The sequence below is a fragment of the Psychrobacter halodurans genome (genome assembly GCF_017498075.1).
GTDB lineage: Bacteria > Pseudomonadota > Gammaproteobacteria > Pseudomonadales > Moraxellaceae > Psychrobacter > Psychrobacter celer.
Genome location: NZ_JAGBKN010000010.1, coordinates 1 through 14,747, shown reverse-complemented (window position 1 = coordinate 14,747; position 14,747 = coordinate 1). Strand labels below are relative to the sequence as shown.

Annotated in this window: 9 protein-coding genes and 1 pseudogene; 5 read left to right on the top strand and 5 right to left on the bottom strand. The window is 47.2% G+C overall.

The window, feature by feature from the left end; translation table 11 throughout:
• The first annotated feature begins 12 nt into the window (after positions 1 to 12).
• Positions 13 to 1,107 carry a WG repeat-containing protein gene (locus J3491_RS06155; RefSeq protein ID WP_207969528.1) on the top strand — a complete coding sequence of 365 codons (1,095 nt, stop codon included), beginning with the start codon at positions 13 to 15 and terminating at the stop codon, positions 1,105 to 1,107.
• Between the two features lie 81 nt (positions 1,108 to 1,188).
• Here J3491_RS06155 and J3491_RS06150 read toward each other — a convergent pair whose 3' ends face one another.
• Both J3491_RS06150 and J3491_RS06145 read right to left on the bottom strand, forming a co-directional pair.
• Positions 1,189 to 1,827, bottom strand: a complete 639-nt coding sequence (locus J3491_RS06150; protein WP_207969527.1) for an HdeD family acid-resistance protein — start codon at positions 1,825 to 1,827, stop codon at positions 1,189 to 1,191.
• Between the two features lie 98 nt (positions 1,828 to 1,925).
• Complete coding sequence (locus J3491_RS06145; protein WP_207969526.1) at positions 1,926 to 6,791, bottom strand: NAD-glutamate dehydrogenase; 4,866 nt, start codon at positions 6,789 to 6,791, stop codon at positions 1,926 to 1,928.
• 441 nt (positions 6,792 to 7,232) lie between these two features.
• Here J3491_RS06145 and purD point away from each other — a divergent pair, with 441 nt between their 5' ends.
• Positions 7,233 to 8,570 carry a phosphoribosylamine--glycine ligase gene (gene purD / locus J3491_RS06140; RefSeq protein ID WP_207969580.1) on the top strand — a complete coding sequence of 446 codons (1,338 nt, stop codon included), beginning with the start codon at positions 7,233 to 7,235 and terminating at the stop codon, positions 8,568 to 8,570.
• A gap of 294 nt (positions 8,571 to 8,864) precedes the next feature.
• Positions 8,865 to 10,259, top strand: coding sequence for an ABC1 kinase family protein (locus J3491_RS06135; protein WP_207969525.1), 1,395 nt, complete (start codon positions 8,865 to 8,867; stop codon positions 10,257 to 10,259).
• Positions 10,260 to 10,422: 163 nt separating this feature from the next.
• On the opposite strand, the gene trmB is transcribed toward J3491_RS06135, so the two are convergent.
• A complete protein-coding gene (gene trmB, locus J3491_RS06130) occupies positions 10,423 to 11,100 on the bottom strand; it encodes a tRNA (guanine(46)-N(7))-methyltransferase TrmB (RefSeq protein WP_207969524.1) in 678 nt (225 codons plus the stop codon).
• 356 nt (positions 11,101 to 11,456) lie between these two features.
• Here trmB and J3491_RS06125 point away from each other — a divergent pair, with 356 nt between their 5' ends.
• Together J3491_RS06125 and J3491_RS06120 are read left to right on the top strand one after the other, a co-directional pair.
• The gene (locus tag J3491_RS06125; RefSeq protein WP_075100869.1) at positions 11,457 to 11,672 is read left to right on the top strand and encodes a DNA gyrase inhibitor YacG; all 216 of its coding nucleotides are present in this window, start codon (positions 11,457 to 11,459) and stop codon (positions 11,670 to 11,672) included.
• A gap of 42 nt (positions 11,673 to 11,714) precedes the next feature.
• Positions 11,715 to 12,896: an aspartate aminotransferase family protein gene (locus tag J3491_RS06120; protein WP_207969523.1), complete on the top strand. Its 1,182-nt coding sequence runs from the start codon at positions 11,715 to 11,717 to the stop codon at positions 12,894 to 12,896.
• Between the two features lie 149 nt (positions 12,897 to 13,045).
• Here J3491_RS06120 and J3491_RS06115 read toward each other — a convergent pair whose 3' ends face one another.
• Entirely contained in the window at positions 13,046 to 13,945 is a 900-nt protein-coding gene (locus J3491_RS06115) for a LysR family transcriptional regulator (RefSeq protein ID WP_207969522.1), read from the bottom strand.
• A 234-nt stretch (positions 13,946 to 14,179) separates the two neighbouring features.
• Positions 14,180 to 14,747 (bottom strand): annotated as a pseudogene (locus tag J3491_RS06110) (DNA polymerase III subunit gamma/tau); the annotation flags it as partial.

Sequence of the window (14,747 nt, the reverse complement as noted above, 5' to 3'; positions counted from 1 at the left end):
GTAGGTTTTAAAATGAGTGCAACACCAACTCAAGCCAACAAGGATGATCGCTTATCCATCAAAAGCATGAGCCTCAAAACAGCGTGTGCTTCTTTTATGATCGCTTTCGGTATGCTCACTTCTGCTCACGCCACCATCAGCTGTGCCGGTTATTTACCCAACAGTTATTTTGAGCGTATCGAAAACAATGTTAAATTCGCTGGCAAACTGACTGAACAAGCCGATGGGTCGCAGCAGCTACAAGACCTAAACGGCAACGTTATCTTAGACAGTCTCACCGATGCGTATATAGTAATGGATACTTATTTACTGGCCAAACAGCAAGGTAAACATGGTGTGGCAAATGCTGCTGGCGAGATTATCGTGCCTTTTGAATATGATGAAATTCACATCGAGCCAGATATTGCCACCAGCTTTATCGTCAGTCTTCACACCTCAGACGATGCCAGCAATACTACCAAACAAGGCATTATCAATCGGCATGGTAATTGGATTTATCCATTAGCTGATGCTCGTATTCAGCATGCGCATTACGACCCTGATTATGATCAAGACTTCTTTACAATCACTGATGATAAAGGACTGACAGGGCTGCTGGATGATAGAGGGTATTGGGCAGTGATGCCGCAGTACGATGCAATTAATCCGTTAAATACTTGTACTGGTGACCCCTTATATATGCAAGTCAGCTCACAAGATAAAACGGCACTTATTGATCAAAATAACGATGTCATCATTCCACTGGCAACCAACCAACACATTGAGTTGTTTAACAGTTATGGTGAGGTGCCATTATTTTTGCGCAGTACTTTGGTCGCTGGTAGTACCGCAGAGGGCATGAGCGAGGATATTCAAGATGATATCGAGAGTGCCCAAATTATTGATGCCAATGGCAAACTGATTCTCTCATCAGACGCCCCGATTAAAAAGCTGTTATATCATCAGCTCTATATCTATAAACAGGCTGGCAAGATTGGTCTGATCAATGATAAAGGCAATGTCGTATTAGAGCCACAATTTAACAGTTGTCGTGATGACGCAGATGAGGTATGGCTTGAAAAGCAAGGTAAAATGCTGCGTTTAAAACATCTTATTAACCCTGAGTGAACTCAACTAAGTTCAACCAATAAAAAGCCACCGCTAATCATTAGCGGTGGCTTTGGTTTAAAACATAAGACTGTTTTCGGGTTATCTTCTTAACTCTTCATTAATTTCTTGTTGCACCAACTCTATCTGATTACGCAGTCTATCAGAGATTTTATTGGGCAGATCATTCAGCTTTTTGAGCTTGAATGAAAAATAAACACTAAAAACACCACTAGTGATTAACGCCAAACCTGTCCAAATAAGCCCCGTCATGCCAGAGAGGATAGGATTCCAGATTAATAAAAAAGCGAATATTAATCCCAACACCCCGATCAGCATCAACACGCCCCAGTCTGAGATGCCATAGCGCTTCAAGTCAACGGCATAACCGATGGCGCTAATAGAACGAAATAGAATTAAAAACCCGACATAAAACGCTAAAGTGATCATAGAGATGGCGGGGTTGATGAACAGCAATATACCAACGGCCAAGGTCAAAACACCAAAGCCCAGTGTCCAGCCCCAGTTGTCTAACACGTCTTTATTGGCGATAGAAAACACGATCTCAAATATGCCTGAAAGCAGAAACGAGAGACTAAATAATAAAGCCAGTGCTAAATAAGACGCTTCTGGCGAAACAAAAGTATAAACCCCCAACCCAATGAGAATCACCCCAACGATAAGCGGTATATACCAGTGTTTGACTGAATTTCTAATGGTTCTAAAGATATGTGTACTCATGACCTCCCCTTTATCACTCTTTCTTTTATGATGTTATAAATAATAAGAGAATGATAAAGGATAGCAGCGACTGCTGTGTCCATCCTTTACCAAATAGCCTATTTTGTCACCAAGCCACTCAACTCGCTCATCAGCACGGACAACGTTGATAAACTAATGTCACCATCGATGGCGTCAAGCTTATCCATTTCAGCCTCAATCGCTGCCAATTGATCTAGATGACGCGAGCGCCATTCACCAAAGGCTTGCTTGGCATCTGGTTTTGAGAGTATCGCATCCATCAGCATACGCAAACTGCGTGACAGCTCATTGACTAACGCATGACGCGCGCGGCGATCCCAATAGTCTTGCTGTGGTAAGGTGGCGATATTATCCATCATCCAATCGAGCTGCAAGACATGATACGCCTCAAAGTACAATGTGGCGATTTCATCGACAGGGCGCTCATATTGCTCAGCGAGCAATGCTGCATCTAGCGCATCCACGTGATATGGCAACATCGCAAACATCGTCGCATCATTTTCGGCCAAATCTTCTTGCATCAAGCTTGTGGCATCTTCTTGCAAATACTCGGCAAATTGCTGCTCAATAAACCCACCAGATTTGGTCAGTTTTTCCACACTGTCGCTAAAGCGGCCAATCATATCAGCGACTTGTAAGTCCTGACCAAAGGCATTGATGAACCAGACCACGCCATGCTCTAGTGCATCACGCAGACGCAGCTCTAGATTTAATAGCAACGTGGCATCCACTTGATTGTCTAACACTTCAAGCGTTTTCCATGCTTTGGAGATATTAAAGACATCACGGCTGATGGCGTAACCGCGCACGATGGTTGCCAGTGACTGCCCCGTCTCTTCATACAGGCGGAACAGCGCCTCGATACCCAACCGGTTGACCACACTATTGGTCAGATAGGTACTGATGATCTCACGGTGCAAGCGGTGCTGGGTCATCTCATCAAAGAAACGCGTCGCCAGCTCATCAGGGAAGTATTTGCGTAGCTCATTGATAAAATATGGCTCATCTGGCAAATCAGACAATAGCAAGTTGTCATACACCCACATTTTTCCATACGCTAAGACGACTGCCAGCTCAGGATTGGTAAGGCCTACCCCAGCTTTTTGGCGTTTAGCAATCTCTTCATCCGATGGTAAATACTCAATAGCGCGGTCCAGACGACCTTCGCCCTCTAGCATTTGAATAAACCGCTGATGATCGCTTAAGTTGGCGGCTGCACGGATATGACTGAGCTCAATCGCTTGGGGCTGTAGGTAGTTTTGGCGCAGTACCAGCTCGGCCACGGTATCCGTCATGGACTCTAGCAGCTCATTACGCTGCTTTAGGGTCATATCACCTTGCTCAACGACTTTGCCAAGCAATATTTTGATATTGACTTCATGGTCTGAGCAGTTGACCCCGCCTGAGTTGTCGATCGCATCGGTATAGATGCGCCCGCCCGTCTGTGCGTACTCGATACGCCCTTGCTGGGTAAAGCCTAAGTTGCCGCCCTCACCGACGACCGCCGTGCGCAGCTCACCACCATTGACCCGAACAGCATCATTGGCGCGGTCGCCGACATCGGCGTGCGTCTCGTTTTCACTTTTGACATAGGTACCAATACCGCCGTTCCAGATCAGATCGACAGGTGACTTTAGTAATGCGCTGATCAGCTCATTGGGTGCCAAGCTATCTTCGCTGATATCAAACAGCGCTTTCATCTCAGTACTGATAGGGATGCTCTTATCGGTACGCGAAAACACGCCGCCACCTTGGCTAATAAGCGATTTGTCATAATCATCCCACGTCGAGCGCGGCATCTCAAACAAGCGCTCACGCTCTGCAAACGACGTCGCAGTGTCTGGGTTGGGGTCGATAAAGATATGCAGATGATTAAAGGCGGCGACCAGCTTGGTATGGGTGGATCTGAGCATGCCGTTACCGAATACATCACCGCTCATATCACCGATACCGACCACAGTAAAGTCATCGCGGTTTTGGATATCCATGCTGCGCATACGGAAGTGACGCTTGACCGACTCCCAGCCACCGCGGGCGGTGATACCCATAGCTTTGTGATCATACCCAACCGAGCCACCAGAGGCAAAGGCATCATCGAGCCAAAAGTTGTACTCGCTTGCTAAGCTGTTTGCAATATCAGAAAAACTTGCTGTGCCTTTGTCAGCGGCGACGACCAAGTACGGATCATCTTCGTCATGACGCACGGTGTTGGTTGGTGGAACGATTTTTCCATCGACGATATTGTCGGTGACATCAAGCATACCGCGCAGGAATGTCTGATAGCAGGCAATCCCTTCTGCTTGGAAGGCATCGCGGCCATCAGCCATGGTTTTGGTCTTGACGATAAAACCGCCTTTGGAGCCGACAGGAACAATCACCGCGTTTTTGACCATCTGCGCTTTGACCAAGCCGAGCACTTCGGTACGAAAGTCTTCCATACGATCTGACCAGCGCAGACCGCCGCGTGCCACTTTACCGCCGCGCAGATGCACCGCTTCTACGCGCGGCGAGTAAACAAATATTTCAAACATGGGCTTAGGCTTGGGCAGATTGGGGATATCGGCTGCCAAAAACTTAAACGACAAGCGGTCTTTACGCTGACCCTCGCTATCGGTTTGATAGAAGTTGGTACGAACCATCGCTTTGATGAGATCCAAATACCAACGCAAAATACGGTCTTCATCGAGGCTATCGACATCGGCCAGCGCTGATAAGATCTGCTCTTCGATCTCAGCGGTTTTTTTGACGCGACTCTCATCATCATGCTTGGGGTTCATGCGCGCATCAAACAGGCTACCGAGTGCCACACTGATGTCACTGTTTTTGACCACCGTTTGCTGGATATAGGTACTAGAAAACGGCGCACGAGCTTGTACCATATAGCGTGATAAGGCGCGCAGCACCACCACATCAAAGGTATCTAGCTTGGTCGTGAGCACCAGCTCGTTAAACGAGTCACTCTCGACCCGCCCTGCCCAAATCTGCTTAAGGCTGTCCTCAAACTGACCGCGCACCACTTGCATATTGACCGCATCCACGTGTTCGAGCATTAGCTCATACTCTTGCATCCAGATGGGCTGCTCTGGCAAGTCAAACTCATATGTCTGCGCCGATATCACCGACACCCCAAAATTCTCAAGGATAGGCAGTACTTTTGATAAGATAACTGGCTGCTCGCGGCCGTAGAGCTTTAAGTGTAGCTGATTGCTAGCGTCGCCTGTTGATTGGTATAGGTGCCAAATCATCGGCTGCTCATCACTCAAGCCCGCCAAGCGTTTGATGTCCTCCACACCAGTGCGCGCATCAAAACGCTCTTGATACGCAGCTGGGATATGGCTCATAAAACGGCGGTTTAAGGCATTGGCCTGCTGCTCTCCGACATTATCTAGCAGCATTTTTTGGTAATTGTCGCTCCAAGATTGCATCAGCGCTGAGAGCTTGTCTTCAAACGCGGCGGTATTGACCTCTTTTACTTGACCTGGCACGGTGCGCACATGGACGTGTACGCGGGCATGGGCCGATTCGTTGAACTCCGTGGTAAAGCCAGATGATGTGCCGCCATAAGCTTCTTTTAGGACGTTTTGCACCTTGATACGCAGCTCAGTGTTGAACTTATCGCGCGGGATATAGACCAAACAGGAGACAAAGCGCTGATAATGATCGACGCGGCTAAATAAGCGTAGGCTTTTTTTGTCTTGTAGCTGACTGATGCCAGAGACGATAGGATAGAGCTCTTCTACGCTGGCTTGAAACAGATCATCGCGAGGCAAGGTGTTGATGACATGCATCATTTTGTGATGGGCGTGACCATCGCGCGGTAGATCCGCCATTGCCATAATTTTATTGGCTTTTTCGCGCAGTAGCGGTATTTGCTGCACAGTGAGCTGATAGGCTTGTGAGGTCAGTAGCCCAATAAAGCGATATTCACCGACCAGCTTGCCGCTGTCATCGAACTTATGAATACCCAAAAAGTCCATATAAACAGGGCGATGCACAGGCGAGACGCGGCTTGATTTGGACAGCATCAAGACGCGCGGCTCGGTCAGTAGCTGCTTTAGGACGGTGGGCAGTTGGCTAAAGCTTTCTGATAGCTTGTCTTCCTCCGCGCCGCGCAGTAGCCCAAGGCCACTATTGCCGATCGCAAACAAATCTAAGTCCGCAGGCTTATCATGAGAATTGACGTTGTCCTTATTATCGACACTATCTACCTCGATGGCTTGCCCGCCCTCCAGACGATACTCGCGGTAGCCCAAAAAGATAAAATGATCGTCCAATATCCATTCTAAAAACGCCTGAATCTCTTGCTGAGAATAAAACACCTCCGGCAAGGGCTTGCAAGCCAGCTCATTTTTGACTTCCATCAATTGCGCACGCATTTGTTTCCAGTCGCCAACGACTGTATCGAGTGTGTCGATTTTATTTAGTAGCATTTGCTGGAGGGCGGCCAAGTCTTCACTGTCCTGATAGGCGATTTCGCAATGAATCATCGATAGGTGCGAAGTGGCGCTTTCATGCGCGTTATGAATATGAGTGAGATTGCCCTCAGCGTCGCGCTCGACATTGATAATGATGTTGTACGTACGATGAACATCGATACCTTCGGACTCTAGACTCATCAAAATCGTGTCGACCAAAAACGGGCGGTCATAAGCGACGATTTGAATGACGGTATGTGAGCTATGAAAATGCTGCTCTTCGGCCTTTGGGTTGAGCACTGACAATTGCGGCTTGCTGCCATCATAAGCTTTGAGCAAAGTAAAGTGATGAAGCGCCATGCCAGCTAAGTCAGCATTGCTGATAGCCTTTGCCGTCTCTTGATGGAGAGGCTGATAATAGCTATGAATAAAGCGATCGAATGACGATTTATCCTTTTGTACATAACTGGTGGCGATATCGCTTATCTGGCTGATGCGCTCTTCGGCGATATTCAGAGAGTTTGGCATGTCCTTTGTCCTTTTTTATATATGTAGCATACTGATATTTATTTGAATTTATTAATCTGTGCTATTTCGCTGTCCATAACGCTATCGTTTTTTCTATCTGATTTGTGTGGATTTTCTCCTTTTTGACGCGTCTGTTTAAAAACATAGAGCCGGTCAGACTTAACACCGTTAATCTATGGCAGTTTAACGCACCTCAGGCATCAGCTAAAGTGTACAACATCATTTCATGAATCAGCGCGATGTCGATAACCTTTACTAATAAGACAGTCAGTGGTTTTGGACTCAGATGGTGCAATATAGGCTGGCGGGCGGATACTCATGGCAATCGCTGCGCTTTTTTTGTTAGAATACGGCAGTATATTTAACAGTGCGTCAATGATTCACATTTCTTGCTGAACACGGCGAATACTAAAGGCAATAATACTAAGGGCAAAATGTATGATGAATATTTTGGTGATTGGTTCAGGTGGCCGCGAGCATGCGCTGGCATGGCAATGTGCAAAAGACGACACTGTCAAAAATGTCTACGTCGCACCAGGTAATGCAGGTACTGCGCTAGAGCCTAAGTGCCAAAATGTCATATTAGATGACACCAATGGCGAGCACAGCGGTGTGATTGAGTTTTGTCAAGCCAACGCCATCGATATGGTCATCGTTGGGCCCGAGGCACCGCTGGTCACAGGCATCGTCGATGCTTGCCGCGATGCTGGTATCAAAGCGTGGGGGCCGACGGCATATTGCGCGCAGCTAGAAGGCTCAAAAACCTTTGCCAAAGAATTTATGGCGCAAAACAACATCCCAACCGCCGCCTATCAAGGCTTTACCGATGCCGCTGCTGCCAAAGCTTATATCGATGAGCAAGGCGCGCCGATTGTCATCAAAGCAGACGGTCTGGCCGCAGGCAAAGGCGTTATCGTAGCAGAGACGATCGAACAAGCCTACGAAGCCATCGATGATATGCTGGCGGACAACAAGTTTGGCGATGCTGGCAGCCGCGTGGTAATTGAGCAGTTTTTGCAGGGCGAAGAAGCCAGCTTTATTTGTATGATTGATGGTGACAACATTTTACCTATGGCGACCAGCCAAGATCACAAACGCGCTTATGAAGGTGATACAGGCCCCAACACTGGCGGCATGGGTGCATACTCTCCTGCCCCCGTCGTCACCCAAACGGTGCATGATAAAGTAATGGCAAAAGTGATTCAGCCTGTGGTTGATGCCATGAAAGCTGCAGGTCATCCTTATACCGGATTTTTATATGCTGGTCTGATGATTGACAAATCAGGCGACCCTTATGTTATCGAGTTCAACTGCCGTTTTGGTGATCCAGAAACTCAGCCAATCTTGATGCGCCTGCAGTCATCAATGGTCGACTTGGTCGCGCAAGGGCTGGCGGGTCAGCTGCCTAGTGCTGCCAAATGGGACGCGCGCCCTGCCCTTGGTATCGTCATTGCCTCTAAAGGCTATCCTGAAAGCTCATCGAAAGGCGATGTCATTGCAGGCTTGCCAAAGCTTGATACCGACAATGCCAGCTCAGTCAAAGTCTTCCATGCTGGCACCGCGTTTTCTGACGCAGAGGCGCAAGATCAAAACGCCAATCATCAAAAAGAAGTCGTGACCAACGGTGGCCGCGTCCTATGCGTGACCGCCTTGGCAGATAACATCTCGGACGCGCAGCAAGCGGCGTTGGCAGTCACTGGTGCGATTAGTTTTGATGGGGCGCAGTATCGCCGTGATATTGGTCATCATGCTATCGCTCGCGAAAACAGCCGCTCATAAAATGGCGATAAATGTGGGCCAAGTTTAGCCTACTACATTTACTGTTTTAGCTTATTATCGTAACTCTGATCAGATCTAGTGTCATACTAGATCTGATTTTCTTTATGCTGCATCGCTGAATCTGTGATGACTAACACCATGCACTGAGCTTACAAAGTAACTGCTATCAGAGCGCATCGCTTCATCAACCCAAGGCGGTTTCTATGATACAATTTTGTACCGACCATCGCATGTCCCTTGTATTGTAGGTTTTATGCCCGCAAATCAATAGCAACCGGATGAATGATTATATTTATGGCACACGATACGTCTAAACCCTCTAGTACCAAGCACTCTATCGATAACCTAAAAACCTCAGGGTTTGAGCGCCGGATGTCGATTGCCAAAACCTCCTTAAATATTGGGCGTCGTTGGGCGGGCAACAGCGTGTCTGGTATGTTTTTAAATAAAGAAGCACGCACCGCACGCAACCAAGCCTTTATGGAGACACAAGCAAACTATCTTGCTACCGAGCTTGGCAAACTAAAAGGCTCCGTGGTCAAAATCGGCCAGATGCTCGCAATATATGGTGAGCACATACTGCCTCCCGAGATTACGCGTGCGCTGCAAACGCTCAATGATGATACCGCCACACTATCATGGCCAACGATTGAGCAAACGCTTCATACAGTGTTGGGTGATAAAATAAGCGAGCTGGCGATTGATCCGACCCCTATCGGTACAGCGTCTTTGGCTCAAGTACACCGTGCCACCGTCATTGCCACAGGTGAGCAAGTCGTGCTAAAAGTCCAGTATCCAGGTGTCGCGGATGCCATCAACTCAGACTTGGCTTTGTTTAAACAGTTATTAAAGGTTAGTAACATCGTGCCGCAAACGCGAGCGCTTGATGCTTGGTTTGAGGAGATACGCGACCTACTCCATCATGAGGTAGATTACGAAGCAGAAGCGGCCACGACAGAGCGTTTTTATGAGCGTCTAAAAGATGATCCACGTTATATCGTACCCAAAATCAATCGCACGTATTCTAAAAAACGTCTGCTGTGCATGTCCTATGAGCCAGGAATCACAGTGGTTTCTACATCGCTGCAACAGTTGTCGCATCAGCGCCGTAACGCCATTGGTCAAGCCGCTATCGAAATCATGATGAAAGAGGTTTTTGTTTGGGGTGAGATGCAGACAGATCCCAACTTCGGTAACTATCTGGTACGCGTTAGTGAAAACGAAGACGATATCGACAAATTGGTGTTGTTGGATTTTGGCGCGATACGTCAGTTTGACAATCACCTCTTGAGCATCGCTCATGGTTTACTAAAAGCTGGCTATCACCATGACCATCAGTCCATGATGCGAGCCATGACTGGTTATGACTTCTTTGATAGCATGAGTCAAAAGGTCAAATCTGATATCGCTGCTCTATTCCTATTGGCCACAGAACCCTTTAGCAATCCTGCGACCAACCCTGATATTCCAGCGGAATGTCTAGATGCTGACAGCCGCTATATTTGGGCAAATAGTAAATTGCATTCTCGCCTCTCATCAAAGGCTAGTCGTGCTATGCAGTCTTTTGAATTCAACTTACCACCAAAAGAGTTCATGTTTATCAGTCGTAAGTTTATTGGTGCCTATACATTTTTGACAGTACTAGATGCTTATACTGATTCTGATAAATTGGTAAAGCCTTATTTATAATTTTAGCGATTTTTTGCTTAAATTTAAGCACCATTTTTTTGACCGCCTTCTTTTGGAGGCGGTTTTATTTTAGGTAATTTTATTTGCTTAGGCTATTTTATATAGTTTATTTAGCCTTCTAGGCTTATCTAGGCTTTGCTCTCTATTTTTGCTTAGGCTATTCTTAACTTTTATGAGTACTTAGATTCGCTTGCCATTGATCAAATCTGGTATTGTAGCCGGCAGGCTTACGCATACAGAGCTCCCAGCATATCTCACCGCGCGCCAGATACTTCACTTCGAAGTGCGTGCGCTGGCTATCTTGTGGTACCTTGTAGCGCTCATTGGGTAAGCACCATACTTTCGTCGCCTGCTGCTCGGCATTATCCATATAGCTCTCAATGTTGGTGGCCAATATGATCTCTCCACCTACCTGCAAACGTGATAATAAAAACTCAAAAAACGGCATGTTTAACCACTGCTGATTGGGGTTATGCTGCTCAGGATTGGGGTACAGAATAAAGATCTTGGCGATACTATTCGGCTCTATCGCATGGACAATCCAGGCGATCGCATCAGCATGTATCGCATCTAGGTTCGGCAATGCTTGGCGCTCGGCCAGTTTTGCAAAAGCATCGAATTTGTTGCGCGTACGCTCAATGGCAATCAAGTGCTGGTCTGGGTGCTCGGCGGCGAAGCTAAGCGCATGCTTGCCCTTCCCCGCTCCAATCTCTAAGAGTAAGGGCGCAGGGTTTGCCGTTTGTTGTATGATTGGAGGAATACAAAAGCTGCGCGGTGCTGAGAGCTTGTTTGGTTGAAAGGCACGCTGCTGTCGGTGCGTAAGCTCGATATGTTCGGTCATCTACTATCCTTAAAGCATTTGTCTTTTGCCATTATTCGGCCACATGCTATTATATAGTCAATCCGCGACAATAGTAATATAACGCTGGCAAGTCATGCTTCCCACCTCCCTGTTTTGGGAATGTCTTCTTATCAAAAAAGCGATAAAACTGAGATAGATAACCATCAAGCAAATAGCACTGATACCTTCATGCTATCTGGTCTAGCAAATATTTAGACGTTTTTTGCTATTTGTCGTTTACTCGGCAGACTGAGGACGCATTTTAGTAGCATTAGACTGGCCTCAATCAGCTTATGACTGACCCACACGCTTGCCAAGCTGATAATCATCAATTTAAGGATGCATGTATACCGACTATGACCGAATCAACCTCCAATCCAGCCAATTCAAGTAATCCAAGTACGCGCCCCAAGACTTATCCTTGCCCCCGCTGCGGCACGCAGACCGCTTGGCAAGACAATAAGTACAAGCCATTTTGTAGCAGTCGATGCAAACTGATCGACCTAGGCGCTTGGGCAAACGAAGAATACACCTTACCTGCAGAAACCACGCCTTTTTCTGACGAACTCTAACACTTACTTTTTTACTCACTTATCATCTTAAGGATGTTTACTATGTCTGCAACTTACCTGATGCCCACTTATAACCGTCAACCAATCAGCTTTACTCGTGGTTCAGGCAGTTGGCTGTATACCAAGGACGATACCCCGTATTTAGATGCGCTAACGGGCATTGCCGTTTGTGGCCTAGGGCACTGCCATCCACAAGTGACAGACGCCATTCAGCAGCAAGCCGCGACTTTGGTTCATACCAGCAACTTATTTGGTATCGATTGGCAAGAGCGCGCTGGAGAAGCGCTATGCACCGCCGCGCAGATGGACAGTGTGTTTTTTGCCAATAGCGGTGCTGAAGCAAACGAAGCCGCTTTAAAGCTTGCACGCTTATACGCCAACCAGCAAGGCTTTGCCCGTCCAAAAGTCATCGTCATGGAGCAGTCGTTTCATGGCCGCACATTGCTATCGTTGTCAGCCACCGCCAACCCAAAGGCTCGCGAAGGATTTTACACTTTAGATGAGGATTTTATCCGTGTGCCCTTCGGCGATATTGAAGCCATCAAACAAGCCGCGCAAAAACACGATGAGATTTGCGCTATCTTGGTAGAGCCTATTCAAGGAGAAGGTGGTCTAAATACCGCCGCAAATGGCTTTGGTTATTTAGAAGCACTACAGGCTGAATGTGATGCTCACAACTGGCTGTTTATGCTCGATGAAGTACAAACAGGTAATGGCCGTACTGGCAAATACTTCGCTTATCAGCACAGCAATGCCCGCCCTGATGTCTTGACGACGGCAAAAGGCTTGGGAAATGGCTTTCCTGTAGGTGCTTGTATGGTACGTGGCCGTGCCAATGGGCTGTTTGGCGCGGGCAGCCATGGCTCAACTTACGGCGGTACACCGCTGGCAAGTCGTGTGGTGCATAGTGTTTATGATGTACTCGCTAATACTGACATCATGAATAATGCTGTCACCGAAGGGCAGTTCATCCGTGAGACGCTAGTCGATGCACTAGGACAGTATGGCGTCAGTGCGCGCGGCGCAGGTATGATGATCGGTGTCGTGTTACCTGAAGACATGGACTGTACTCAGCTGGTGAATCGTGCACGCGATGAGCAAAAGCTTATCATCAACGTCACGGGTGGCCACGTGATACGCTTACTGCCGCCACTAAATATGAGACGTGATGAGAGTGCACAGGTCGCTGATCGTTTGATTGAGCTATTAAAGTCCTCATGGTAAAGCGATAAAACACGGCCTCAGACCATCAGTGATCATTGATTACTAAAATAATTGATTGTGATATGTTAAAAAAGGAGCCTATAGATAATCGAAATCTATAGGCTCTTTTTTATGATAAAGCCATCATCGCACTGATGATGCATCGCGCTTTAGTTGGCATGAAAATACTTCTTCAATACTTCAAGACAACGGGTTATTTTTGCAGGCTGCTGTTCGCGATTTAAAGTAACGGCATATAGCACAAAGCTTGGCAGCTGATAACCGGTCAACACCTCTACCAACTCGCCGCTCTCTAGCTCTTTTTTAACATCCATCTCCAGCATTCGCACCAGACCGTGGCCTTCTTTGGCCAATGTCGTCGCCATAAAGACGTTATTGGTATAGATACGAGAGTTCATTTTTATGCGGTTTTTTTTGCCTGTTTCTGTCTGAATCAGATCAATTTGATTGGCGTCTTTCATGATTTCGATACAGATCAGCTGGTGATCATTGAGGTCTTTTGGGCTTTGTATTTTGGCATGCTGACGCAAATACTGTGGTGAGGCAACCAGCATCTGGCGTACATCAGTCAATGGATGGCTACTCAGGCTCGAGTCATTGATGGATGGACTCATACGAACCGCAATATCAATACGCTCGTCGATCATATCGATATAATGGTTGTCTGCCAAATAGGTAATGCTCAAGTCATCGTGGGCGGCCATCCATGTCGAGAGCGCAGGCAAAATATGATTGACGCCCAGCTCAGGGGTGGTCGCCACTCGCAAGCTACCAGCAAGCTCATCTCGCAATTGATTGACTTTGATGCGCCCTTGCTCGGCCGCGCTGACCACATCTTTTGCCGCTTCATAAAAACTCTCGCCTGCCTCTGTTAAGCTAAGCTTTCGAGTAGATCGGTGCAATAACACCACACCCAGCTCGTTTTCTAATGAACGGATTTGCTGACTGACTGCACTGGTTGTAATACCAAGCTCACGAGCTGAGCCACTAAAGGAGCCATGTCCAACCACACTAGCGAACACAGCCATACCGCGTAAATTATCCAACATATTCTCACCTAACCTGCATTTGGTTTTTTAATATAACTTAACCATTATAACGAATTTTAATTTGCCTTACAGTGATTAAATACCATCCTTTTTTATCTAAAATGGCGCGTCACCCTTAATAAAAACAAAAATATCAAGGCGATAGCAATCATCACCTTGATATTTTTGGATAGCAATTGTGTCTAGTAGCTATATAGACTGTTAATCGGTTTTAATATAAAAAAATTTGACTGTTTAGTATAGCTGAACCTTACCCATTTTACCTTCGCCGCGCTCGAGTAGGTACTGCATCACAGGAGTGTTAAGCAATTTGGTTTCTGCCAGTGACTTTGCTTGCACCATACGCTTTTGTTGACGGCGCTCTGGGGTCTTGTCTTCAGCCTGCATGACACTGCTGTCAATTTTTAGGTCGATCTCGGCTTGCTCAAACTGCTGCTGCAGTTTTGACGCTAAGTGTTGAAAGGTGGCTTGTAAATGGCGGCTGTCCACACTGGTCACAAAGGTCGATTTGCCATTACACAGCCCAGTCATCATACCCTGACGCGCCAATGCTAGCTCGTCTTGCGCCAAGCTCTCAGCCTCGCGAGCGGTCTGTAGCCAATAATCCCATTTGTCTGGCGTCCACTCGCCAGTCAGCTCCTGTGGCGGGCAACGCAATAACGTGCGAGGATCATCCGCCGTCATAGTCAATTGAGAATCATTTCCGCCAGGCTCTGCAATTGGTTCAGGCTCTGCAATTGGTTCAGGCTCTGCAATTGGTTCAGGCTCTGCAATTGGTTCAGGCTCTGCAATTGGTTCAGGC